The organism is Burkholderia sp. Leaf177, from assembly GCF_001424345.1.
Taxonomy (GTDB): domain Bacteria; phylum Pseudomonadota; class Gammaproteobacteria; order Burkholderiales; family Burkholderiaceae; genus Caballeronia.
In genome coordinates this window covers 149,177-173,671 of sequence record NZ_LMPF01000020.1, presented here as the reverse complement: position 1 = coordinate 173,671, position 24,495 = coordinate 149,177, and the positions used below count along the sequence as shown (strand labels likewise).

Below are 24,495 nucleotides of genomic sequence, written 5' to 3'. Positions count from 1 at the left end.
CGGTGCTTGCTTTGTGCCGTTAAGCTTCCGGCATGACTACATCAAACCCTTCTTACACTTATCTGGTCGGCGTCGACGGCGGCGGTAGCGGCACCCGCGTTGTCCTGGCCGATGCAAACGGCGTCGAACTCGCTCGTGCATCGGGCGGACCATCGGGCTTGGGACTTGGCGTCGAGCGCGCCTGGAAAGCTATTGATGCAACGATTTCCCGTGCCTTCGGATCGGCCGGCTTGCCCTTCGAATGGAGCGCGTGCGCGCTCGGTTGCGGATTGGCCGGCGTGAACCACGCGGGTTGGCTGGCGCAGTTCCACGAAATCGCGCCGGAAGGATGCGCGCTGGTCGTTGAAAGCGACGCGTTGACTACGCTGTTGGGCGCCCACGGCGGCGAGCCCGGCGTGATTGTGGCGTTAGGTACGGGAAGTATCGCGGCATCGCTCGGTGCGCGGGGCGAGGTCCGGATCGCGGGTGGCTACGGTTTTCCCAGTGGCGACGAAGCCAGCGGCGCATGGCTCGGCATGCGCGCAGCGGTGCATTTGCAGCAGGTCCTCGACGGTCGCGCGCCAGCCGACGACTGGTCTCGCGCGCTGCTCGACTGCACTAATGCCGCCAACCGCGATGACCTCGTGGTCTGGCTGAGCGCTGCCAATCAGACTGCTTACGCAACGCTCGCGCCGACCATCTTCGAACACAAAAGCCATCCATTCGCTGAGCGGCTGCTCCACGAGGCGGGCGCCGAGATCGAGAAAATGGTACGGGCACTCGACCCGGAGCAGGTGATGCCGACAGCATTGTGCGGCGGTCTTGCAACCCCGCTCGAACCGTTTGTGCCTGAGCGACTTCGCGGCCGGTTGCGCGTGCCGATCGCGGACTCCGCCATGGGCGCGCTGCAACTTGCCCGCCGTGCCGCGACCGGAAAACCTCGCGCAGCGCGCTAAAATGCCAGGTTCCTAACGGCTTAAAGGATGCGGCTTCCCATGTATTCGATCATCGCAACCGATCTCGACGGCACTTTGCTCAACAACGATCATCAGGTCGATCCGTTCACGGTTGAAACGGTGCGCGAACTGGAGGCGCAAGGCGTGCGCTTCATCATCGCTACGGGTCGGCATTACAGGGATGTAGTGGGAATCCGCATGGTACTGGGTATCAACGCGTACCTGATCACGTCGAACGGCGCTCGAATTCATGCGCCTGATAACGAGCGTATTTACGCCCGCGATATCTCGCCGGCTGCCGTGCGCCGGCTCGTGCAGCCAGATCTTGCGGGAAGCGAACGTGTGATCGTGAATCTGTTTGCCGATGACGCCTGGCTGATCGACCGGCACGCGCCGAACTTGCTCGAATTCCATCAGGACTCCGGTTTCAATTACGACGTAATGGACCTGCGCCAGCACGACGGCGAGAACATTGCGAAAGTGCTGTACATCGGGGAGCCGGATGATCTGAAGGTGACAGCTGCGAACCTCGAGCGTGAGTTCGGCGATTCAATCTACGTCACGTTTTCAATGCCGGATTGCCTGGAAGTGATGACGTCGGATGTATCGAAGGGAACGGCGTTGAGGGTCGTGCTGGACAGGCTTGATATTGATACCGCGCATTGTGTGGCGTTCGGCGACAACATGAATGATATCGACTTGCTTGAAACAGCGGGCCGGCCATTCATGATGAAAAATGCCAATCCCGATCTAGCCAAGTTATTGCCGAATATTCCGCGAACTGGAAATAACTTTGAGGCGGGCGTTGCGCATCAATTGCGTAGCTTGTTCGGAATGAGCGAAAAACTTACAGCAGACGATAAACGTAAGTAGCAGTAAAGGGAGCTCCGTTAATAACCGCTCCCTTTATCTAGAAACTGCGCAACGTGCGAACTGCCGTTTTATCCGCGATGATTCCATCCGCCGCGATTATTGTTGTGATCGTCGCCACGATTATCGTTGCGATAATTATCCCGATGGTCCCAGCCCGTACGATCCCAACGTCCCCGATCCGATCCACCCCAGCGCGGTTCGTCGTAATGACGATATGCCGGCGGTGCAGCGCGGTAATACGGAGCCGGTTGGACATAAACCGGTGTCGGCCGTGAATAAACCGGTCCGCCCAGCGACAAGCCTATATTCAAATCCGTATGCGCCTGCGCTGCTCCAACTGCGCCCATCGCAAGACCGGCTGCTACGAGCAAGTGAGTAACGATGCGTTTCATGGTGTTCTCCGTTTTGGGCGACGCGTGTCGCATGAATCCAATGTACGCAACCGTAGTCTTACGAGTATCGACGAGTTGTTACCGGGTGAAAGTGTTGCGAAAGGGAGGTTGCGGTACGAGAGCGTGCGACGAAGGCACGCGAAAACGATGATGGGTAAAGGTTGGCGGGTTTAATGAGCGAGTCTTAGATGCCGCACCTGCATTTCGATATCTGCAAAGCAGTAAACGCCCATTACATTTGTCGCAGCCAATTCATAATGCTCGACTGACTAAATACCGAACTAACGCGAAACCAATAAAAAAACGGGCGTCGAGCGCCCGTTTTTTATTCAGCTTGAATCGCTGAAATTAAGCCGATGCAAGCGCCCGGTTCTTTGCGCCGGTCAACAGCGGATAAACCACGCCGGCGATGATTGCGCCAATGATCGGTGCAACCCAGAACAACCAGAGTTGTTCCACAGCCGCGCCGCCTACGAACAGCGCCGGGCCAGTCGAACGAGCCGGATTGACCGACGTGTTCGTGACGGGGATCGAGATCAAGTGGATCAGCGTCAGGCACAGGCCGATGGCGATAGGTGCAAAGCCGGCGGGCGCGCGGCTATCCGTTGCGCCGAGGATGACGAACAAGAAGAAGAACGTCATGACCACTTCGCAGACGAGTGCGGCCATCATCGAGTAATGACCCGGCGACTGGTCACCGAAACCATTGGTCGCGAAACCGCTTGCAACCAGGTCGAAACCCGGCGCGCCACTGGCGATCACCGACAACACGTAGGCGCCAAGAATGCCGCCGATCACTTGCGCGACAATGTACGGAGCCAGTTCGCGGACTGGGAAGCGACCGGCAACGGTCAAGCCAACGCTCACGGCCGGGTTCAAATGGCAGCCCGAAATATGGCCGATGGCATACGCCATGGTGAGCACGGTCAGGCCAAACGCGAGCGAGACGCCCACAAAGCCAATACCGAGTTGAGGAAATCCCGCGGCGAGCACTGCGCTTCCGCAGCCGCCCAGCACGAGCCAGAACGTACCAAACATTTCTGCGCCGAGGCGCTGTCCTAATCGCATGATTCGAAGTCCTAAAAATATATAAAAAACTGAAACACTTCCACTGCTTGTGATCCCCTTTATTTGGTTCGATCAGAACAGCGGGTAGGCAGTGTAATCCGAGTATCGGGAGTAAATGTCAACAATTGTCAAATGAACCAGAACTAAGGCAAGTCTTAATAAGAGTGACCTATAGTTTCAGGAATTTTCTTATTCGGTTTCAGACTTTCTGCAATTGCGTTAGCGACCGTTGCATCTTTTATTCAATGCCGTTAGGCTTCTCAATAATCGCTGCCTATTAGAAGGAATGAAAATGTCGCAATACATCGAGTTGAAAGCGCAGATCGCAAAACTTCAGGAGCAGGCTGAAGAAGCGCGTCGCGTGGAACTGGAAGCGGTACTCGCCGATATCCGGCGAAAGATTGTCGAGTATGGTCTTACGGCACAAGATCTCGGATTGACCGTTGTGCGTCGTGGGCGGCCGCCGAAGAAGGAGCCATTGCCGCCGGTCTATCAAGATCCGAAGTCAGGTAATACCTGGAGTGGCCGCGGCAAACCGCCGAAGTGGATCGTGGGTAAGAGCCGCGAGCGATTTCTGATTAATCAGGATCATTCCTGAAATAGCCGCGCATTGAGACAGGCAGCGAAAGGATTGCGATGAGCATGCCCGAAGGCAAAAAAAGTCCACCTATTGAGGTGGACTTTTTGCGTTGCAATAAACCAATCCATTCCGGTTACAGGCATTTAATCTGGCCGGATGTCGCGCTTGCGTAAATGAACAATATTGAGCGACACCGGTTTGATCAATGCGATTCCCGTTTAGCCGACTGCAACCTGACGGAGCATTGGGCGCTTTGCTGCTTGAAGAAGCGCGGTGTAGCTATCCACGTAATTCTGAGCCATTGTGCTCGCGCAGAAACGGCGTTCGAATTGCGCGCGGATTTCAGTACGCGACAGTTCATCGAGGCGTTGCAACGCGCCAACCGCACCTTGCACGTCTTCACAAATAAAACCCGTCACGCCGTGATCAATAACTTCCGGCACCGAACCGCGATTAAATGCAATCACCGGCGTTCCGCACGCCATGGCTTCGATCATGACCAGGCCAAACGGCTCCGACCAGTCGATCGGGAACAGCAACGCCTTGGCGCCTGACAAGAACTCGGGCTTTTGCTGCTCGTTGATTTCGCCGACGAATTCCACGTTCGCGCTCGACAACAACGGTTCGATCGTGCTCTTGAAATATTCCTGATCGACCTTGTCCACCTTGGCTGCAATTTTCAGCGGCAAACCAGTTTGCGCCGCGATCTGAATCGCCAGATCTGCGCGCTTTTCCGGGCAAATACGACCCAGGAACGCAAGATACTCAGGCTTCTTGTGCTTTTGCGGTGTTAGCAGATTCTGCGGCAGACCGTGATAAATCGTGTTGAGCCACGCGGCTTGCGGCAGCGGCTGACGCTGCGAATCCGAAATCGAGATAACCGGCGCTTCCGGGAATGCATCGAAAACCGGTTGCAGTTCGGGCAGATCCAGGCGGCCGTGCAGCGTCGTCACGAAAGGCGTGTCCATCTGCGAAAACGTCGAGAAGGGCATGTAGTCGAGGTGGAAGTGCAACACGTCGAACTCATGCGCGCGGCGGCGCACTTTTTCCAGCAACAGCGCATGCGGCGCGTTCCAGTCGCGGATGGTCGGGTCGAGGCGCAACGCACGTGGCCACGCGGCGTCGAGCGTCGCCTTGGTTTCCGAATCCCCGCTTGCGAAGAGCGTAACGTCGTGGCCGAGATCAACCAGCGCATCGCTCAGATACGAGACGACGCGCTCTGTGCCGCCGTAAAACTTCGGAGGAACGGCTTCATGCAAGGGTGCAATTTGTGCGATACGCATAACGTGACTCTCCTGTTCGTTACGGCTTCAAATGACAGATTTCCGATAGAAAACCGTTGAAGCCTTGCGGACGGGCCAGCCTCTATGCTGCCGCCCCCGTTGGAAATCGGACCCGGGTGAATCGGGTAATCCCTTACGACCCATTATCAAGATGACTCCGGTGATCGCCGAGTCATTTTTCAATCGCTTAACCTTGTTACAGGGCGAAACACCGCCGGTTACGATCCGGAAACAGCGGCTGAAGTCCTTACCTGGCGGGCGATTGCGCTCGTATCAGCGCTCCATGGTGATTACTGCGCGATGCCCAGGACGCAGAAGAGAGCAATGGCTGTGCCAACTTAGGCAAGAGGCGAATGCCCGCCTCATATGGGATTCGGTCGGAAAACCAGGCAATCCGCTGTCACCGAGTCAATTGTTTCGGCTCCGCGCCGTTAAACAGTCACAGCAACAGTCTTGTAAGAAAACTTTGGCGCTTTCGGTAATTTAAAAACCGCGATTAACCGCATTGCGAGAAGAATCGGCATTTTCGACCGATTGCGCCCACTAGCCCGGGCGCCACGTTTCACCTTACCTCGCACCACGCCCCGCCAATAAAGACGCAGCCGAATTCGCACCTTTCCATTCCCTTCAAAGTTTTCCATCGTCCTGCCGTAAACCACTTAACGGCGGTTTCGCCGATGCAACCAAGAGGATTCGATTGTGCTGATTTTCATCGGAACACTAGTGACGCTTTTGTCGGTTTTCGGCGGTTATGCGCTGGAAGGCGGGCATCTGGGCGCGCTGGTCCAGCCTGTGGAAATCCTGATGATCGCGGGCGCGGGCGTCGGCGCTTTCATCCTCGGCAACGGCATGAAGACGATCAAGGCCACGCTGCGCGTGATTCCCACGCTCTTCAAAGGCTCCAAGTACAACAAAGACGTGTACATGGAACTGATGGCGCTGCTCTACGTGCTGCTCGCCAAGGCGCGCAAGGAAGGCACGTTGACGCTGGAATCGGATATCGACGATCCCGCTAAAAGCCCGATCTTTTCGCAGTATCCGAAGATCCTGGCCGATCACCACACTGTTGAATTCCTGACCGATTATTTGCGCCTGATGGTGGGCGGCAACATGAACGCGTTCGAGATCGAAAGCCTGATGGACGAGGAAATCGAAACGCATCACGCCGAAGGCGAAGGCCCGGCGCAAGCGCTGCATAAGGTCGGTGACGCAATGCCGGCGTTCGGCATTGTCGCGGCCGTGATGGGCGTGGTTCACACGATGGCATCGGCTGATCAGCCACCGGCCATTCTCGGTGAAATGATCGCGCAGGCTTTGGTCGGGACGTTCCTCGGCATTTTGTTGTCGTACGGATTGATCGGGCCGCTGGCGAGCGTCGCGGAACAGCGCGTGGCCGAGTCCACGAAAATGTTCCAGTGCATCAAGGTCACGATTCTCGCAAGCCTGAACGGTTATGCCCCGGCAATTGCGGTCGAGTTCGGCCGCAAGGTGCTGTTCTCCACAGAGCGTCCGTCGTTTTCCGAACTGGAAGAACACGTGCGCCGCGTGAAGGCGAAATAACGCTTTCAAGCGACCACGCGCTCCCGGAGAAACCGCCATGTCCACCAAGAACGACCGCCCGATCTTCATCAAACGGATCATATCGAGCAAGAAGGCGCATCACGGCGGCGCGTGGAAACTCGCTTACGCCGACTTCATGACAGCGATGATGGCGTTCTTCCTGCTGATGTGGCTGCTGAGCGCGGTGACGCCCGTGCAGCGCCACGGGATTGCGGAGTATTTCAACATGCCGCTCAAGAACGCGATCATGGGCGGACAGCGGTCGGGCATGGACGCAAGCATTATCGACGGCGGCGGGCGCGATATCTCCTCGCCCGAAGACGGCACGACACGCATGAGCGACGGCACGCGGCGCTCGAATCGTATCGATGAACAAATGCTGAAAGACGCGCAAGGCGAACTCGAACGCCGCGATCAGGCGCGGTTGCATGACCTGCAAGTGAAGCTGATGTCGGCGATCGAAGCGAATCCCGTATTGCGCCAGTTCCGCCAGCAAATTCGCATCGATTCGACGCAGCAAGGTTTGCGAATCGAAATTGTCGATACACAAAAGCGCCCGATGTTCGCCCTCGCCAGCAACTCCGTGCAGCCGTACATGCGCGACATCCTGCGCGAAATCGGCAAGGCGCTCAACGACGTGCCGAACCGCATCGTGGTGCAAGGACACACCGACGCCACGCAATACGCGGGCGGCGAGAAGGGCTACAGCAACTGGGAATTATCGGCGGATCGGGCCAACGCCTCGCGCCGCGAACTGATTTCGGGCGGCATGGATGAAGCGAAGGTGTTGCGCGTGATCGGACTGGCATCGACGCAAAACCTGAACAAGAAGGACGCTTTCGACCCGGAAAACCGGCGCATCAGCGTTCTGGTCCTGAACCACAAATCGGAAGAGTCGATGACGCGCGACGACTCGCAAGCGACCACGATCACCAGCAATCCCCTCAACGCTGGCAACGCCACGCTCGGACTCGGCGCGCTCGTGCCGGGCAAGCCGGCCGCGAAATAACCAGCTTCAGGACACGCATCAAGACATCGGACAGGTACGACAAAACCATGATCAAGAACATTCTGACAATCGACGATTCCGCTTCCATGCGCAAGGTTTTATCGGCGACGTTTGTGGCGGCGGGGTATCGCGTGGAAGTTGCCGCGGACGGGGCGGAAGGCTACGAAGCCGCGCTCGCCGAGCAATTCGATCTGATTGTGACCGACCAGAACATGCCGGCCATGAGCGGACTCGATCTGATCGCGAAGTTGCGCGGGCATCGTGCGTACGCGAATACGCCGATCCTCGTGCTCACGACCGAATCCAGCGAGCAGTTCAAGGCAGCGGCACGCGAAGCAGGCGCAACGGGCTGGATAGAAAAGCCGATCGATCCCGACATGCTGACCGAACTGGTCGCGACCTTGTCGGACGCCGAGCAATCGCACTGAAGCAACTGAATTATCGAAGCACGCAGTACAAGACAAAACACACGCAGTTACGACGCGAACAGCGACGACAGACAAGGCATCCGGTGGTGACCCAGGCATGACACTCGACATTACGCAGTTCTATCAAACTTTCTTCGATGAAGCCGACGAGCTGCTCGCCGACATGGAGCAACTGCTGCTCGCGCTGGATCTGGCGAACCCCGATCCCGAGGACCTCGGCGCGATCTTCCGCGCGGCGCATTCCATCAAGGGCGGGGCGGCGACGTTTGGTTTCTCGGCGCTGACCGAGACCACGCACATCCTTGAATCGCTGCTCGACCGGGCGCGTAACAACGAACTGGTCTTGCGCCGCGACATGATCGACACCTTCCTTGAAACCAAGGACGTGTTGTCGGATCAGCTGGGTGCGTATCGTGCGAGCGCGGAGCCGGATGCGGCGGCCGCAAAAGCAATCTGCGCCAAGCTTGAATTCCTTCGTGACAACCATTCGGGTGACGCGTGTAACGACGTGGGTCATGCGCCCGAAGCCGCCGCGGAACCCGCGCCGTCTTTCGCCGATCAAGCCGCCATCGCCCAGGATCTCGCGCAGGTTGCAATGGCGCTGGGTCCGAACGAGCCGCCCGCGCATGTGGTCGAGCAGGCCAATGAAGCCGTGGAAGAAGACGGCGACTGGACGGAATTTCCGGGCGCGCCGGAAGGTACGGACGCAAGCGCTGAAGACGGTTCGCATCTGAAGATCACGTTACGGGGAGTAGGGGAGAAGGACCAGGCTCTGTTGACCGAGGAGCTTGGAAACCTGGGGACTGTCGTCGGGGAAAAGAAGTCGGGCGGCGACCTGACGTTGTGGCTGGACTCGGATGTATCGGCGGATGACATTGTTGCCGTGTGCTGTTTCGTGATCGATGAATCGCAGATCGCGATTGGCCGTGGCAATGCATCGAGCGCATCAGTAGTTGAAACGCCGGTTGCAGCCGTGCAGGAAACCAAAGAGGTGGCGCAAAAAGCACCCGAAGTTGAAAAGACGGAACCGGCGGCGGCCTCGACCGCTGCCGCCGAGTCCCGCGTGGCTACCACTACGGCGGCTGCTGCGGCAGCGGCTCCAGCCGAAGCGCCCAAGGCACGCGCGGCAGCGGCGCCGGCTGCATCGGAAGGAAGCTCGATTCGCGTCGGCGTTGAAAAGGTCGATCAGCTGATCAACCTCGTCGGCGAGCTCGTGATCACGCAAGCCATGCTCGCCGAAACCACGAGCACGTTCGATCCCGCGCTGCACGACCGACTCTTCAACGGCATGGCGCAGCTCGAACGCAATGCGCGCGACTTGCAGGAAGCCGTGATGTCCATCCGCATGATGCCGATGGATTACGTCTTCAGCCGTTTCCCGCGTCTCGTGCGCGACCTCGCCGCGAAGCTCGGCAAGGAAGTCGAACTCGTCACGTTCGGTCAGGCGACGGAACTGGACAAGAGCCTGATTGAACGCATCATCGATCCGTTGACGCACCTCGTGCGCAACTCGCTCGATCACGGCATTGAAACCGTCGAGGCGCGCCGTGCGGCCGGCAAGGCGGCGGCCGGGCAACTGGTGCTGTCGGCGGCGCATCACGGCGGCAACATCGTAATTGAAGTCAGCGACGACGGCGCGGGCCTGCGCCGCGACAAGATTCTCGCGAAGGCCGTGAAGCAGGGCATGCAGGTCAGCGAATCGATGTCCGACGACGAAGTCTGGCAACTCATCTTCATGCCGGGCTTTTCGACCGCCGATCAGGTCACGGATATTTCCGGCCGCGGCGTTGGCATGGACGTGGTGAAACGCAACATCCAGGCGATGGGCGGCCACGTTGAAATCCAGTCGCGCGAAGGCCGCGGCACGACCACGAAGATTGTCTTGCCGCTTACGCTGGCGATTCTCGACGGCATGTCGGTGAAGGTCGGCAGCGAAATTTTCATCTTGCCGCTGAACTTCGTGATGGAGTCGCTGCAACCCGTTGCCGACGATATCTACACCGTCGCCGGCGGCGAGCGCGTGGTGCGTGTGCGTGGCGAATATCTGCCGCTGGTCGCGCTGCATCAGGTCTTCGAAGTCAGCGACGCACGCACCGAACCCACGCAGGGAATCATCACGATCATCCAGTCCGAGGGACGGCGCTTTGCAATGTTGATCGATGAACTCGTCGGCCAGCAGCAAGTGGTGGTGAAGAACCTCGAAACGAATTACCGCAAGGTGCACGGCATTTCGGCCGCAACCATTCTCGGCGATGGCAGCGTGGCGCTGATCGTGGACGTGGCGGCGCTGAACCGCGAAAACCGCGCGGCGCATGGCGCTGTGGCGTCGCTTACTCATTAAGCATCAACCAAACAACCGCAATCTGGGGGCTCAAATGGCAGCAGACATTCAATCGATTACTTCCGCGGCGCAGCGCCGCGATGTTCAACGCGTTTCCACCCAGGCTGAAGCGGCCGGGCAGGAATTCCTCGTCTTCACGCTGGGCGCGGAAGAGTACGGCATCGACATCCTGAAGGTGCAGGAAATTCGCGGCTACGACAACGTCACGCGCATTGCGAACGCGCCGGGTTTCATCAAGGGCGTGATCAATCTGCGCGGGATCATCGTGCCGATCGTGGATATGCGCATCAAGTTCAATCTTGGCCGCGTCGAGTACGACAACCAGACGGTCGTGATCATTCTGAACGTGGCGCATCGCGTGGTGGGCATGGTGGTCGACGGCGTGTCCGACGTCCTCACGCTGCAAGCCGATCAGGTCATGCCCGCGCCGGAATTCGGCGCCACGCTCACGACCGAATATTTGACGGGACTCGGCACGGTCGATGGCCGCATGCTGATCCTGATGGATATCGAAAAGTTGATGACAAGCAAGGAGATGGAGTTGATCGACTCCGTCGCGGCTTGATCCCGGGATTCGAACCGACTTATCCGATTGAACCGATTGAACCGTCTGGAAGAATGACATGCTTAAGAACTGGTCGATTCGTACCACGCTGACGCTCGTGGGTTTGCTGTTCGTCGGCTTTGCCGCAGTCGTGGCCGCGTTGTCGCTGAACGGCTTGCGCTCGGCGGGCAATTCGCTGTCCACGCTCGCGGACAGCGACATGGTTTCGGTGCGCGCGCTCAACGACGCGTCGTCGTACTTGCTGCGCGCCCGCGTGACGCTCGACCGCGTGCGTTCACTCGATGAAGCCGGCAAGACCGACGAAGCGAAGAAGGCGATCGATCGCGGCCAGTTCCTGCTCGACAAATCCAACGAGAACTGGAAGCTTTTCCTGTCCACGCCGAAGCGCACTTTGCCGCAAGCCATGCTGGATGAAGTCGTGGCGAAGCGCGACACGCTGATGCGCGAAGGCGTGGATCCTGAATTCATCGCGATCCGGGCGAACGATTTGCCGGCGTATCACGCCATCGCCGATACGAAAATCAGCCCGATGTTCGTTGCGCTGGACACAGCGGCGTCCGCGGTCGTGGACTTCACGCAAAAGCACGCCGATACCCTGCGTGCCGACACGCAGGCAAATATCACGCTGCTGATCGAGGTGATTACCGGCGTGATGGTGCTGGCTGTGCTGACGCTGGTTGCCACGCGTTTCGCGATGGGCGGCATGATCGTGCAGCCGATCAACGACGCCGTCGATCACTTCGAGCGCATCGCGCGCGGCGACCTGACGCGCTCCGCTCATACCGATAAAACCAACGAGATTGGCCGTCTGTTTGCGGGAATTGAACGGATGCGGGTGAATCTGACCGCGATGGTGGGATCGGTGCATCACGGCGCGGAATCCATCGATGTCGGCGCGCGTGAGATCGCAAGCGGCAACACGGATCTGTCGCAACGTACTGAAGAGCAAGCGGCGTCGCTGCAGGAAACGGCGTCGAGCATGGAACAGTTGACGAGCACGGTCAAACAGAACGCAGAGAACGCGCGCCAAGCGTCGCAACTTGCCGTGAATGCGTCCGATATCGCATCGCGCGGAGGTGAAGTCGTCGAGCAGGTCGTGGACACCATGAACGCGATTTCATCGAGTTCGAGCAAGGTGGTGGACATCATCGGCGTGATCGAGGGGATTGCTTTCCAGACGAATATTCTCGCGCTGAACGCGGCGGTCGAAGCGGCGCGTGCCGGCGAAGAAGGACGCGGATTTGCGGTCGTGGCCGGCGAAGTGCGCAGCCTCGCGCAACGCAGCGCGGCGGCGGCGAAAGAGATCAAGTCGCTGATCGGCGACTCGACGGCGAAAGTGGAAAGCGGCTCGCAACTCGTGGCGCGCGCCGGCACGACCATGGATGAAATCGTCCAGGCGGTACGTCGCGTGACGGACATCATGGGCGAGATCAGCGCGGCGTCCGACGAACAATCGCAAGGCATCGAACAGGTCAGCCGCGCCGTTGGGCAGATGGACGAAGTCACGCAGCAGAACGCCGCGCTGGTAGAAGAAGCGGCGGCTGCGGCGGCGTCGCTCGAAGAACAGACGCGCAAGCTCAAGGACGTGGTCGGGCATTGGCAAGTCAGCGGCGACGCAACCCAGCCGGGACGCGTTGAACCGTCGGTTGCCGCGACGCTGAGCGCAACGCGCGGCATCGCCCCGATAAAAGTTGTTTCGCGGCCTAACGTCGCGGCCAATCGCGCCGTTAATAAGGTAGATGCGAAGGTAAATGCGAAGGTAGATGCGAAAGCAAACGCGAAGGTTATCTCCGAGGCTGCGGCGGCTGGAAAAGCTGAACCGACGGCCAAGGCACCGAAGCTCGCTGCAACTGCAGCCGGCGACTGGGAAACCTTCTGAGACAGCAGTAAAAAATCATGCAGGCTCACCGCACGTTCCAGCAGAACGAAGGCTAGAAAATGGCAACGCGCTCACCCGTCGATACACCCCGCGAGCGGACCCGCAATGGTTCGGAAGTGGAACGCGACTTCGAATTCACCAACGCCGACTTCGGCCGCATCCGCGACCTGATTCATCGTCGTGCCGGGATTTCGCTGTCCGAGCATAAGCGCGACATGGCGTACAGCCGTCTCGCGCGACGTTTGCGCGCGTGCAATATCGATACGTTTCGTCTTTATCTGGATCGGCTCGAAGCACAGCCGGACAGCGCCGAGTGGGAAGCGTTCACCAACGCGCTGACCACGAACCTGACCGCGTTCTTCCGCGAATCGCATCATTTTCCGATTCTCGCCACGTTCGCGAAAAGCCGGCCGCAGCCGTTTTCGGTGTGGTGTTCGGCGGCGTCGACGGGCGAGGAGCCGTATTCCATCGCTATGACGCTGATGGAAACGCTCGGCGATTCCGCCGCGCGCCAATGCACGGTGATCGCGACGGATATCGACAGCCAAGTTTTGCAGAAGGCCGACGCTGGCGTCTATTCGCTCGATTCGGTGAAGACGCTCGGCAATGACCGGCTGAAGCGCTTTTTCCTGAAAGGCACGGGCGCGCACGCGGGCATGGTCAAGATCCGTCCGGAAGTGCGCGCAATGGTGAAGTTCGAGCAATTGAACCTGACCGATTCCAAATACGCGCTGCCCGGCCAGTTCGACGCGATTTTCTGTCGCAACGTAATGATCTACTTCGATAAACCCACGCAAGCGCAAGTTCTCGCGCGCTTCGAACCGCTGATGAAAAGCGGCGGTTTGCTGTTCGCCGGGCATTCGGAAAACTTCACGTACGTGACGCAGGCGTTCAAGTTGCGCGGCCAGACGGTGTACGCGCTGTCGCGTGATTCCGTTGCTGGACCCGCGAAGAAGAAGGCGCTTGCCGGGGAATTGGCATGAGCGCTTTGCCGATCGCCACGAACCTTTATTTCGACAACCACTTCAAGCTCCCGGGCGTGAAGCTGTTGCCGAACGAGTTCTACATGACGGGCGAGAACATGGTCCTCGTCACGGTGCTCGGTTCGTGCGTGGCGGCGTGCATCACCGACCGGACAGCCGGCATTGGCGGCATGAACCATTTCATGCTGCCCGACGACGGCGCGGACGCATCGCAATCGGGCGCGGATTCCATGCGCTACGGCGCGTATGCCATGGAAGTGCTGATCAATGAAATGATCAAGCGCGGCGGCCGGCGCGAACGCTTCGAAGCCAAGGTGTTCGGCGGCGGCGCGGTGCTGGCCGGCATGACGACCATCAATATCGGCGATAGAAATTCCGAGTTCGTGCGCCGCTATCTCGCGCTGGAAAAGATTCGTATCGTGGCCGAGGATTTGCAGGGCATGTATCCGCGCAAGGTCGCGTTCATGCCGCGAACCGGCCAGGCAATGGTCAAGAAACTGATCACGCATCAAGACCCGAGCGTGGTCGAACGCGAGCAGGCGCTGGTGCGGCAATCGCCCGAAGCACGCAGCGAACGGCTCGCGAAGGCGCGTGCGCGCGTCGAGCTCTTCAGCCAGCCGAAAGCGAAAACACCCGACAAACCCCGCATCGAATTATTCGGTGCCGCAGCCGGCCTGCAGCGAACCGTCCGCATGAAGACGGCGGAGGAAGCATGACAACGGCCCGGAGCACGGAACCGAAAATCAGCGTGTTGTGCGTCGATGACTCGGCGCTGGTGCGCAGCCTGATGACCGAGATCATCAATTCGCAGCCCGATATGCACGTGTGCGCGACCGCGCCCGATCCGCTGGTCGCGCGCGACTTGATCAAGCAGCACAACCCGGACGTGCTCACGCTCGACGTGGAAATGCCGCGCATGGACGGCCTCGATTTCCTGGAAAAGCTGATGCGGCTTCGGCCCATGCCGGTTGTGATGGTGTCGTCGCTGACGGAACGCGGCTCGGAAATCACGCTGCGCGCGCTGGAACTCGGCGCAGTGGATTTCGTGACGAAACCGCGCGTGGGCATTCGCGACGGCATGCTCGAATACGCGGAAAAGCTCGCCGATAAAATCCGCGCCGCCGCACGCGCCCGGGTTCGGCAAACGCCGCATGTCGTTCACGCTGCGGCAGGTTCGAGCGGCGCGGCCGCGGCGCACAAGCCCACGCCGAACCTGAACAATCCGCTGGTGAGCACGGAGAAGCTGATCATCGTCGGGGCATCGACGGGCGGCACCGAAGCGATCCGCGAGCTTCTGCTTCCCCTTCCGCCCGATGCACCCGGCGTGATGATCGCGCAGCACATGCCGCCGGGCTTCACGAAGTCGTTTGCGCAACGGCTGAACGGCTTGTGCCGCATCGCCGTGAAGGAAGCGGAGCACGGCGAGCGCGTCTTGCCGGGCCACGCGTATATCGCGCCGGGCGACGCTCACCTCGTGCTCGTGCGCAGCGGCGCCAACTACGTCGCGCATCTCTCCGATGCCCCGCCGGTCAACCGGCATCGGCCATCGGTGGATGTGCTGTTCCGTTCCGCCGCGCAAAACGCCGGCAAGAACGCGCTCGGCGTGATCCTGACCGGCATGGGCCGCGACGGCGCGCAGGGCATGCTGGAAATGCAGCAGGCGGGCGCCTACACGTTCGCGCAGGACGAAGCGAGCTGCGTGGTCTACGGCATGCCGCGAGAAGCCGTTGCAACGGGCGGCGTCAGCGAGATCGCGCCGTTATCGGAAATGACCCGGCGCGTGATGGCGCGCCTCAATTCCATGGGCGAACGCGCGCAGCGCGTCTGACCCGCCACCTGATTCGAATACTCGTGCGGCGTGCGCGCCGCCTGAAGAAACAACGGGAATACAAGGAGCAGTGAAGATGGACAAGAACATGAAGATTTTGGTCGTCGATGACTTCCCGACGATGCGCCGTATCGTGCGAAACCTGCTGAAGGAACTGGGTTTTTCGAACGTCGATGAAGCCGAGGACGGCGCGGCCGGTCTCGCGCGTCTGCGCGGCGGCGGTTTCGAATTCGTCATTTCCGACTGGAACATGCCGAACCTCGACGGCCTCGAAATGCTCAAGCAGATTCGCGCCGACGCCACGCTTTCGCACTTGCCCGTGCTGATGGTGACGGCGGAATCGAAGAAGGAAAACATCATTGCCGCGGCGCAGGCTGGCGCGAGCGGATACGTGGTCAAGCCGTTCACGGCCGCGACCCTCGACGAGAAGCTCACGAAGATTCTCGAAAAGATGGCCAAGGCCGGGAGCTGAATCGTGAACGAAATGACGACCCAGGAAGCGCTGGCCGCGATCGAGCAAGAAGGCGATGCATCGAGCGACCGGATATTGGCGCGCATTGGACAACTGACGCGCACGCTGCGCGACTCCATGCGCGAACTCGGCCTCGACAAGCAAGTTGAAGCCGCCGCCGAAATGGTCCCGGACGCGCGCGACCGCCTGAAATACGTCGCGACGATGACCGAGCAGGCCGCCGATCGCGCGCTGAACGCCATCGAACTTGCCAAGCCGATGCAGCAAACCATGCAGCGCGACGCAGAAGCGCTCGATGCCCGCTGGGAAAAGTGGTACGGCGCGCCGCTGGACAACGCGGACGTCAAGACCTTGCTCGCGGACACCCGCGGTTTCCTGCAGCAAGTGCCGGTTCACACGGTCGCGACCAACGCGCAGTTGCTCGAAATCATGCTCGCGCAGGATTTCCAGGATCTGACCGGGCAGGTGATCAAGAAGATCACCGACGTGGTGTACGTGATCGAACAGCAATTGCTTGGCGTGCTGCTGGAAAACATCGCACCCGAGCGGCGTGAACAGTTCGCGGCGCAGGCCGCGGCGCTGGCTGCATCGACCGTTTCGGGTACGCCGGAAACGTTGCTGAACGGCCCGCAGATCAATCCCGAAGGCCGCACCGACGTCGTTCAGGACCAGACGCAGGTCGACGATCTTCTGGCCAGCCTGGGTTTCTAACTTTAAGTCTGACCTGATGAGCGCGCTGGGCAAAATGCCCGGCGCGCCCGTCCACGCGCGGCCGCGCAGGTCAAAACAACACCCATTTCGGCCAATCCGGCAACTATCGCGTTGCAACATATGTTCACTTTCCCGAGACCGACGCATTCGGCTGGCATACTGACGTCTCGGCGAATGACCCGCAACCTTGCGGCGTTTCATCAGACGAAACAGTGCATCGCTTGAAATAATCGAAACGGAGAATTGAAGTGGACACTTCGATCATTTCATTCGGCTTGCGGCGCGCTCGCGTGCTCGCAAGTCTGGCAGCAGGATTGACGTTCGGCGTGTTGGCGGTTTCGCCTGCCTACGCGGTGCTCGGCGGCGCGCCCATGACGGCGCCCGCGGGCGCAACCGTCAGCAATTCGGTATCGCATGCGGCATCGGCGTCGGCGGGTTCTGCGGCTGCGGCGTCCACAAGCGCCTTCACCGTGCGCACGACCACGTTGCCGGTTGGCACCGTGGTCAATGAATATGTGGGTGCGGACGGCACGGTCTTCGGCATTGCGTGGCAAGGCCCGCGCATCCCCGATTTGCCGACGCTACTCGGCAGTTACTTTCCGCAATACGTCCAGGGTATCCAGAACCAGCGCGCCAACGGCGGTGGCCGTGGGCCGGTGAGCGTTGCCGGCAGCGCGCTGGTTGTCCGTTCCGGTGGCCACATGGGCGCGTTCGTCGGCCAGGCATATCTTCCACAAGCCTTGCCCGCCGGCGTCAGCGCCAGCGACATCCAATAACGGACGGAGACTTTCATGATGCGTCCGACGTTTTCATCGTCATTTTTCTCTTTGAAGTCCGGCTTGTTCCGATGCCTCGCCGTGCTCAGCTTGTCCGTGGTCCTCGCTGCCTGCGGCGGCGGAGGCGGCGACTCGGGCAGCAGTTCTGTCAGCAGCGGCGGCAGTTCCGGCAGCGGTAGCAGTGGCAGCGGCGGCAGCAGCGGTGGCGATACAGGCAGCACGCCGAACGCGCAGCCGATTGCATCGACGGCCGCGAACACGGTGCCGATCACCGTCGGCCCGGGCGCGCAGAACTTCGTCAATATTCCGAACGTGACCGTGACCGTTTGCGCGCCTGGAACCAGCGTGTGCCAAACCATCGACAACATTCAGGTCGATACCGGCTCGTACGGCCTGCGTCTTGCCAGCGACGCCGCCGCGCAAATCATCACGAATCTGCCGATCAATCAGTCGACGAGCGGCGGCCAGCTCGCGCAGTGCACGCAATTCGCCGATGGCTTCACGTGGGGCACCGTGCGTACCGCCGACGTGAAGATCGGTGGCGAAACGGCCAGCGCCATTCCGATTCAGATCGTGGGCGATCTGGCGAATTCGACGGTTCCGGCATCCGGCTGTATCAATGGCAGCAACGAAAGCACGTCACGGCAACTGGGCGCGAACGGAATCCTGGGCGTGGGGGTATCGGCGACGGATTGCGGCGCTGCCTGCGCGAACGCTGCGACCAGCAACTACTACTCGTGTCCGTCGGGGACAAATTGCTCGCAGACCGCGGTGGCTATGGCAAGCCAGGTCGTGAATCCGGTGACGAAGTTCGCCGTGGACAACAACGGCGTGATCGTGCAATTGCCGCCGGTGGCGAGCGCGGCCGCTTCGGCGACGGGCACGCTGGTGTTTGGCATCGGAACGCAGAGCAACAACACGCTGACCGGCGCGACATCCTTCAAATCCTCGGCATTCGGCAATCTGGGCGGCTCGTACAAAGGCACGTCGGTGACGACGATCGTCGATTCCGGTTCCAACGGATTGTTCTTCAACGACACGTCGTTGCCGAACTGCACGACGAGCTTCACGGACTTCTACTGTCCGACTAACTCGACGGCGCTGTCTTCGACGGTAATCGGCCAGGACGGCACATCGGCCACGGTGAGCTTCACGGTCGCCAACGCCAAGACGCTGGCTGGCAGCGGCACGAACTACGCGTTGAACGGGCTGGCCGGGAACATTGGTTCGTTCCCCACGCTGTTCGACTTCGGCTTGCCGTTCTTCTTCGGACGCCATGTGTACTTCGGGATCGGCAACAACGGCAACGCGCCTTTCGTGGCGTTTTAAACTCGCCACGTAAATAGCAAAAAGCCCGGCGGATTGTTAGTCCGCCGGGCTTTTTCTTTGCCCGCGCTTGTCGCCTATTCACCCGCCCGAGGTTTTCTAGGCGCCTTCTCCATCGCCCGGTCGTAGAGCCATCGCGGAACGACATGCAGCAAGGCGCCGGCCACGCGCATCTGCCATGGAAACGTGGCAAAGCGCGTTTTCTTCCCGATGGCATCGGCGGTCTTTCTTGCAAACACATCGGCGTCCATGAGAAAGGGCATCGGATACGGATTCCGGCGCGTCATTTCCGTGCGGATGTAGCCCGGCGCGATCGTCACCACCGATACCCCCGCCGGCCGCATCTCCACCCGCAGCGCTTCGAGATACTTCAACGCCGCCGACTTCGACGCGCTATACGCGCCCGATCCCGGCAACCCGCGCACGCCCGCCACGCTCGCGATCCCCACGAGCGTGCCGCGCCGCCCGGCGACCATCTGCGCGACGAACGGCTCGAACGTCGCGATCATGCCGAAATAATTGGTATCCATCACGTCGCGGAAGGCTTCGAGATCGCCGTGGCCGGTCAGCGCGCCACGGCTGATCCCTGCGTTTGCAATGACGATATCGGCGCCGCCATGCAACGCGCAGAAGTCCGCGGCTGCGGCAGCGAGGGCTGCGGCATCGCGGACATCGGCGGGATAAATGGAGATCGATGCAGAAGGAAAGCGCGCGGCGAAAGCCGCAAGCGTGTCGCCGCGACGGGCAACGAGGCCGAGCACCGCGCCGCGCCTCAGATATTCCTCGGCGAGCGCGAGCCCAATGCCACTCGACGCGCCGGTGATGAAAACCCTCAGCCGGGCCGGCGTGTCGTTCGTAGCGGCGTTCACGTCCTTACATCTTCTTCGCGCGAACCTGATTCACGATGAAGTCCATGACCTGGATGGTGCCCGGCAGGCTGTTCGTGGTCGCCGGACCCGTTTCGTACTTGCCCTGAATCGCGATGGTCGGCACGCCGTCGATCTTGTAGGCATCGAGCAGCTTTTTGTCGCGCTGCAGATTGCTTTGGGTCGAGAACGAGTTGTACGCGTCCATGTACTTCTTCTTGTCGACGCCTTGCGTGGCAAGGAACGTAGCCTGCGCTTCAGGCGTCAGCAGGTAGTTCTTCTTCTCGTGGATCTCGTTGAAAACGGCGGGCGTGAGCTTGTCAGCCAGGCCGAGTGCATCGAGTGCGTGGAACATCTTCGAATGCGGAATGAAGTCGTCGCGAAAGGCAACCGGCACGCGCTTGAACACCACGTCGGGACCTTGCTTCTTGATCCATGCTTCCAGATACGGGTCGAATTCGTTGCAATGCGGGCAGCCGTACCACATGAATTCGATCACCTCGATCTTGCCCTGCGCCTCGACCGGCTGCGCTGCCTGCAACACGGTGTAGTCGGTGCCCGCCACAGGCGCGGCCGGCGACGCATGAGCGGCGCTCATAAAACTCATGGAGCCGGCAGCGAGGCCGAGGGAAAGAGCGAGGGCGCTGAAAAGTTTTTTCATGGTGACCGGGAATGAGCGTGAGAGGCAAAAGGGGAACACACGACGCTTAAGGGAAGCTTAAGGTCCATGGCGACTGGCTGGCCGGTCGCGGACCGCACGCGCCCTGAATGCTCTCAGGACGCGCGCGGTTCATCGAACTCATTGCTTCGAGAAGCGGATCACGGCGGTATCGACGCCTGCGTCCGAGAGCCGTTGACGCGTGTTGTTCATGTCCTCGAACTTCGTGAACGGGCCGATCCGCACGCGGTAATACGTGACGTTGCCGGCATCGCGTTGCGTGACTTTTGACTCGAACCCCTGGAAGCCGAGACGGGCGCGCTGCTGTTCGGCGTCGGCCTGGGTCTTGTAGGCGCCGACTTGCAGGAAGTAGCCAGTGTTCACGTCGCCAGGCGCGGGCGGCGTGACCTTGGCTGTTGAAGAAGCCGATGCATCCGCCGGCTTCTTGCCCGTTGCCGCGGTCGATGAACCGTTCGGCGCCGTAGCCGGTGAAGCGGGCTTCGGCGCTGCGGGCTTAGTCGTCACGACCGCGTTGTTTTCGCCGGGCGGCACTTCCACGATTTGCGGCTCGTCGAGCACACCCGACGACTGCGTCTGGTTGTTCGTCTGGCCTGGCGCGGTGTTCGGCGGCGCGGGCTGTGCGGCTTGCGGCACGGCCTGGCCTGGCGTCTTGCCTTGCAGCGGACGGTTTGGATCGTAGGGCTGGCCGGTTGCCGGCGTTGCATTCGAGTCGCTTGGAGCGGGCGCCACTTTCGCGACGAACGGGGTGGGCGCGCGCGTGATGTACAACGCCACGATCACTGCAATTGCGAGGCCGACAATCAAGCCCAGCACGATACCGAGAAAAGTGCCCCCGGTTTGCTTCGACTGCTTCGACGTGCTGCGTGGTTTTGCCATCGTATGAATCACCTGCAAAAAGTCTTCTGAATGGGCGTCGATTATAACGGCGGCCTCAGGCGCGCCATGGCTCGAACGGTCGCACAGCGGACCGGAAATCTCCGGCCCTGTGCCGTAATCACATCTTCACGGGAGCCGATACGCCGATCAGCGCAAGGCCGTTTTCGAGTACTTGCCGCGTGGCGGCCAGCAACGCAATACGTGCGTTACGCACGCTGTCTTCGTCCACCAGCACGCGCTCCGCATTGTAGAACGAGTGGAATTCGCCCGCGAGGTCACGCAGGTAGAAAGCGACGGCGTGCGGCGCGAGTTCATCGGCGGCGTGGGACAGCATGTCCGGATATTCCGCGAGCTTGTTGAGCAACGCCATGGCGCGTTCGCTCGAAAGCGGCGTCAGATCGACGTTCGGCAACGCAGCGAGATCGCCCGCGTAGCGCGTTTTCCAGTCGCCGAGGATCGTGCAAATGCGTGCGTGCGCGTACTGCACGTAATACACCGGGTTCTCGTCGCTTTGCTTGAGCGCCAGGTCGATATCGAAGACAAATTCCGTGTCCGCCTTGCGCGAAATCAGGAAGAAACGCACGGCGTCACGGCCACGGCGGATGGTGTCTTCGTCGATCTGATCCGGCGCGACTTCCTCGCCCGGCGTCATGCCGCCCGACCATTCGATCAGATCGCGCACGGTCACGTAGCTGCCCGCGCGCTTGGAGATCTTCACTTCCACGCCGTTGCGCATGACCGTCACCATCTTGTGCAGCACGTAGTCTGGATAACCCTTCGGAATGCCGATGCCAAGCCCTTGCAGCCCGGCGCGAACCCGCGCGATGGTGCCGTGATGGTCCGAACCCTGCACGTTGATCACCTTTGTGAAACCGCGCTGCCACTTCGCCACGTGATACGCGACGTCCGGCACGAAGTACGTGTACGTGCCGTCGGACTTGCGCATCACGCGGTCTTTGTCGTCGCCGTCGTCGGTCGTGCGCAGCCACAGAGCGCCGTCCTGCTCGTACGTCTTGCCCGCTGCGATGAGTGCGTCGACGGTGGCCTGCACGCGGCCCTCGTTATACAGCGATGACTCGAGATAAAACTGGTCGAACGCAACGCCGAACGCAGTCAGATCCAGATCCTGCTCGTGGCGCAAGTACGCGACCGCGAAAACGCGAATGGCGTCGAGATCATCCACATCGCCTTTCGCGGTGACGGGCGCGCCGTCCTTGGCCGCGACCGTGGCTCCGGCCAAATAGTCACGCGCGATATCCGCGATGTATTCGCCGTTGTACGCGTTCTCGGGCCATTCCTTGTCGTCGGGTTTGAAACCGCGCGCGCGCAATTGCGTGGAGGTCGCGAGATTGCCGATCTGCACGCCAGCGTCGTTGTAATAGAACTCGCGATGCACCGCGTTGCCTTGCGTGGCGAGCAGGTTTGCCAAGGCATCGCCGAGCGTGGCTTGACGGCCGTGACCCACGTGTAGCGGGCCGGTCGGATTCGCCGAGACGAACTCGATCAACACCTGCTTGCCTTCGTCGCGCGTGCTTTTGCCATAATTCACGCCCTCGGCGAGCGCCGCCGGCACGACCATTTGTTTCGCCGATGCCGCCAGCCGCAAGTTGATAAAACCCGGCCCGGCGACTTCCGCCGCTTCGACCAGACCTTGCGCCGCGGGCAGGCTCAACACGGCATCGACGATTTGCTGCGCCAGTTGGCGCGGATTGGCGCGCAGCGGTTTGGCGAGCTGCATGGCGACATTCGACGCCACGTCGCCGTGCGCCGCGACCTTCGGGCGCTCGAGCACAATGGCCGGCGTGACAAAATTCGCTTCCGATGCGCCTTGCGACGCCTGTACGACTTGCTTGACTGCATCGGTCAGCAGCGTTTCGAGGGTAAGTTTTTGTGCGGGCAGCATGCTGATTCTTGATCCGGTGATGTGTTTGTTCGTTCCGAGCGCGGGTAATTTCGTTAATCCACGCGCCGGTATAAGCGCGACAAACAGAGTTTGGGCAGTTGATTAAACTGCCGCGCGCGCATGCGCATGTTCGGGTCTGGAGGCAGGGCTGCAGCCGTTCCCGGCGAAACCGATAAACCACGGTTTTGGTATCCGGCGCAACATTTGCTCAGGTAATTCGGGATTTTAGCAGGTGCTAATATGTCGAATCAGGGTCGAGTCGGGGAAAAGAATCACGAGTTGCTAGAACGCGCGGACGCGCCGGACCGATTGGCTGGACTTCGCCGCGCACCCGCTGAACTGCCGGATAGATAGCCCAACATAGCTAAATACATAGCCAAACAATAGGCCAACAAAAGGAAGGGACCTTGCCATGCTGATCACATTCAAAACCAGCGCTGCACCCGACGTGCAGATGCTCGATAACCTTGCTGACTATTTGCTTGGCATCATCGGAAAACGGCTCGGCGAGCGCGGCGTCATCACGCACGACGAGTTGCCGGCGTGCATCCAGAAGCTGGAAGCAGCGGTCGCCGTGGATAAGCAGGAACGCGCCGAACACGACGGCCATTTCCACGAAGGCGAAGCCGGCCACGAGCCGCACGAGATTCCGGTGGGGTTGTCGCAACGGGCTTATCCGTTCCTCGACATGATGCGTCTCGCGCATCAGGCAAACGGCGACATTCTATGGGGCGTTTGAAGCCCGGTTGCAGCGAGTATTAAGGCAGCACATAAAAAACCCCGCAGCTGCGGGGTTTTTTTGTTCATATCAAAACAACCTGGCAATCGCTTTATTGCGACGCCGCCATATCGCTCATCGGCTTCTTCGCTTTGGCCTTGCGGGGCTTTTTCTTGTGCTCGGTAACCGGCGGCGAGTAGCTCGACGCGGTGCTCGTACTCGCTCCCGTACCAGGCTTTGGGGCTTGCGCAAATGCGGCCGGACTCAACGATGTACACAGCACGGCAACCGCAACAGCCACGACAGGCGTCAGCTTGATCATTTTCGACTTTCTCCGAGACGTTTAAAGAATGCGTGGCCGTCGCCATGACGGCCCTGCGCACACTCCCAAGTGTAAGGAAATCCAAAATAACCGTAACAGACTTCGCCAAAATTACGCTTTCG

At 60.3% G+C, this 24,495-nt stretch carries 25 protein-coding genes; 17 read left to right on the top strand and 8 right to left on the bottom strand.

The window, feature by feature from the left end:
- Positions 1-32 precede the first annotated feature (32 nt).
- Both ASG35_RS14430 and ASG35_RS14425 read left to right on the top strand, forming a co-directional pair.
- Positions 33-935 carry a BadF/BadG/BcrA/BcrD ATPase family protein gene (locus ASG35_RS14430; RefSeq protein WP_056358283.1) on the top strand — a complete coding sequence of 301 codons (903 nt, stop codon included), beginning with the start codon at positions 33-35 and terminating at the stop codon, positions 933-935.
- A 39-nt stretch (positions 936-974) separates the two neighbouring features.
- On the top strand, positions 975-1,808 hold the full coding sequence (locus ASG35_RS14425; protein WP_056358280.1) for a Cof-type HAD-IIB family hydrolase: 834 nt from the start codon (positions 975-977) through the stop codon (positions 1,806-1,808).
- A gap of 68 nt (positions 1,809-1,876) precedes the next feature.
- On the opposite strand, the gene ASG35_RS14420 is transcribed toward ASG35_RS14425, so the two are convergent.
- Both ASG35_RS14420 and aqpZ read right to left on the bottom strand, forming a co-directional pair.
- Positions 1,877-2,200 carry a PXPV repeat protein gene (locus ASG35_RS14420; RefSeq protein ID WP_056358874.1) on the bottom strand — a complete coding sequence of 108 codons (324 nt, stop codon included), beginning with the start codon at positions 2,198-2,200 and terminating at the stop codon, positions 1,877-1,879.
- A 348-nt stretch (positions 2,201-2,548) separates the two neighbouring features.
- The gene (aqpZ, locus tag ASG35_RS14415) at positions 2,549-3,268 is read right to left on the bottom strand and encodes an aquaporin Z (protein ID WP_056358277.1); all 720 of its coding nucleotides are present in this window, start codon (positions 3,266-3,268) and stop codon (positions 2,549-2,551) included.
- Between the two features lie 292 nt (positions 3,269-3,560).
- On the opposite strand from aqpZ, the gene ASG35_RS14410 reads away from it, so the two are divergent.
- Entirely contained in the window at positions 3,561-3,866 is a 306-nt protein-coding gene (locus ASG35_RS14410; RefSeq protein ID WP_056358871.1) for an H-NS histone family protein, read from the top strand.
- 200 nt (positions 3,867-4,066) lie between these two features.
- On the opposite strand, the gene ASG35_RS14405 is transcribed toward ASG35_RS14410, so the two are convergent.
- Positions 4,067-5,131 carry a glycosyltransferase family 4 protein gene (locus tag ASG35_RS14405; RefSeq protein WP_056358274.1) on the bottom strand — a complete coding sequence of 355 codons (1,065 nt, stop codon included), beginning with the start codon at positions 5,129-5,131 and terminating at the stop codon, positions 4,067-4,069.
- A gap of 699 nt (positions 5,132-5,830) precedes the next feature.
- On the opposite strand from ASG35_RS14405, the gene motA reads away from it, so the two are divergent.
- The 13 genes from motA (at position 5,831) to ASG35_RS14340 (ending at position 19,012) form a co-directional block, all read left to right on the top strand.
- Entirely contained in the window at positions 5,831-6,691 is an 861-nt protein-coding gene (gene motA, locus ASG35_RS14400) for a flagellar motor stator protein MotA (protein WP_056358270.1), read from the top strand.
- Between the two features lie 37 nt (positions 6,692-6,728).
- A complete protein-coding gene (gene motB / locus ASG35_RS14395; RefSeq protein WP_056358266.1) occupies positions 6,729-7,700 on the top strand; it encodes a flagellar motor protein MotB in 972 nt (323 codons plus the stop codon).
- Between the two features lie 47 nt (positions 7,701-7,747).
- On the top strand, positions 7,748-8,128 hold the full coding sequence (locus ASG35_RS14390) for a response regulator (RefSeq protein WP_056358263.1): 381 nt from the start codon (positions 7,748-7,750) through the stop codon (positions 8,126-8,128).
- A 97-nt stretch (positions 8,129-8,225) separates the two neighbouring features.
- Positions 8,226-10,469 (top strand): chemotaxis protein CheA, encoded by a 2,244-nt coding sequence (gene cheA / locus ASG35_RS14385; protein WP_056358260.1) that lies wholly within the window; start codon positions 8,226-8,228, stop codon positions 10,467-10,469.
- 34 nt (positions 10,470-10,503) lie between these two features.
- Positions 10,504-11,034, top strand: coding sequence for a chemotaxis protein CheW (gene cheW / locus ASG35_RS14380; RefSeq protein ID WP_056358256.1), 531 nt, complete (start codon positions 10,504-10,506; stop codon positions 11,032-11,034).
- A gap of 58 nt (positions 11,035-11,092) precedes the next feature.
- Positions 11,093-12,913, top strand: a complete 1,821-nt coding sequence (locus tag ASG35_RS14375; protein WP_056358253.1) for a methyl-accepting chemotaxis protein — start codon at positions 11,093-11,095, stop codon at positions 12,911-12,913.
- A gap of 59 nt (positions 12,914-12,972) precedes the next feature.
- Positions 12,973-13,896, top strand: coding sequence for a CheR family methyltransferase (locus tag ASG35_RS14370; RefSeq protein ID WP_082508387.1), 924 nt, complete (start codon positions 12,973-12,975; stop codon positions 13,894-13,896).
- Positions 13,893-14,612: a chemoreceptor glutamine deamidase CheD gene (gene cheD, locus ASG35_RS14365; protein ID WP_056358251.1), complete on the top strand. Its 720-nt coding sequence runs from the start codon at positions 13,893-13,895 to the stop codon at positions 14,610-14,612. The genes ASG35_RS14370 and cheD overlap by 4 nt, the downstream gene beginning before the upstream one ends.
- Positions 14,609-15,724, top strand: coding sequence for a protein-glutamate methylesterase/protein-glutamine glutaminase (locus tag ASG35_RS14360; protein WP_056358248.1), 1,116 nt, complete (start codon positions 14,609-14,611; stop codon positions 15,722-15,724). The genes cheD and ASG35_RS14360 overlap by 4 nt, the downstream gene beginning before the upstream one ends.
- A gap of 76 nt (positions 15,725-15,800) precedes the next feature.
- On the top strand, positions 15,801-16,196 hold the full coding sequence (cheY, locus tag ASG35_RS14355; RefSeq protein ID WP_056358245.1) for a chemotaxis response regulator CheY: 396 nt from the start codon (positions 15,801-15,803) through the stop codon (positions 16,194-16,196).
- A gap of 12 nt (positions 16,197-16,208) precedes the next feature.
- Positions 16,209-16,907, top strand: a complete 699-nt coding sequence (cheZ, locus tag ASG35_RS14350) for a protein phosphatase CheZ (protein ID WP_056358866.1) — start codon at positions 16,209-16,211, stop codon at positions 16,905-16,907.
- A gap of 275 nt (positions 16,908-17,182) precedes the next feature.
- Positions 17,183-17,683 carry a DUF2844 domain-containing protein gene (locus ASG35_RS14345; RefSeq protein WP_056358863.1) on the top strand — a complete coding sequence of 167 codons (501 nt, stop codon included), beginning with the start codon at positions 17,183-17,185 and terminating at the stop codon, positions 17,681-17,683.
- A gap of 18 nt (positions 17,684-17,701) precedes the next feature.
- Complete coding sequence (locus ASG35_RS14340) at positions 17,702-19,012, top strand: DUF3443 domain-containing protein (protein ID WP_056358860.1); 1,311 nt, start codon at positions 17,702-17,704, stop codon at positions 19,010-19,012.
- 74 nt (positions 19,013-19,086) lie between these two features.
- Here the strand turns inward: ASG35_RS14340 and ASG35_RS14335 are convergent, their stop codons facing one another.
- From ASG35_RS14335 to argS, 4 genes are all read right to left on the bottom strand, one after another.
- Positions 19,087-19,878 (bottom strand): SDR family oxidoreductase, encoded by a 792-nt coding sequence (locus ASG35_RS14335; RefSeq protein WP_056358243.1) that lies wholly within the window; start codon positions 19,876-19,878, stop codon positions 19,087-19,089.
- A gap of 4 nt (positions 19,879-19,882) precedes the next feature.
- On the bottom strand, positions 19,883-20,536 hold the full coding sequence (locus ASG35_RS14330; protein ID WP_056358240.1) for a thiol:disulfide interchange protein DsbA/DsbL: 654 nt from the start codon (positions 20,534-20,536) through the stop codon (positions 19,883-19,885).
- A 138-nt stretch (positions 20,537-20,674) separates the two neighbouring features.
- The gene (locus ASG35_RS14325) at positions 20,675-21,430 is read right to left on the bottom strand and encodes an SPOR domain-containing protein (RefSeq protein ID WP_056358235.1); all 756 of its coding nucleotides are present in this window, start codon (positions 21,428-21,430) and stop codon (positions 20,675-20,677) included.
- Positions 21,431-21,548: 118 nt separating this feature from the next.
- Entirely contained in the window at positions 21,549-23,333 is a 1,785-nt protein-coding gene (argS, locus tag ASG35_RS14320; RefSeq protein WP_056358233.1) for an arginine--tRNA ligase, read from the bottom strand.
- Positions 23,334-23,745: 412 nt separating this feature from the next.
- Here argS and ASG35_RS14315 point away from each other — a divergent pair, with 412 nt between their 5' ends.
- The gene (locus ASG35_RS14315) at positions 23,746-24,072 is read left to right on the top strand and encodes a DUF1840 domain-containing protein (RefSeq protein ID WP_056358228.1); all 327 of its coding nucleotides are present in this window, start codon (positions 23,746-23,748) and stop codon (positions 24,070-24,072) included.
- A gap of 91 nt (positions 24,073-24,163) precedes the next feature.
- On the opposite strand, the gene ASG35_RS14310 is transcribed toward ASG35_RS14315, so the two are convergent.
- Entirely contained in the window at positions 24,164-24,373 is a 210-nt protein-coding gene (locus ASG35_RS14310; RefSeq protein ID WP_056358226.1) for a hypothetical protein, read from the bottom strand.
- Between the last annotated feature and the right edge of the window lie 122 nt (positions 24,374-24,495).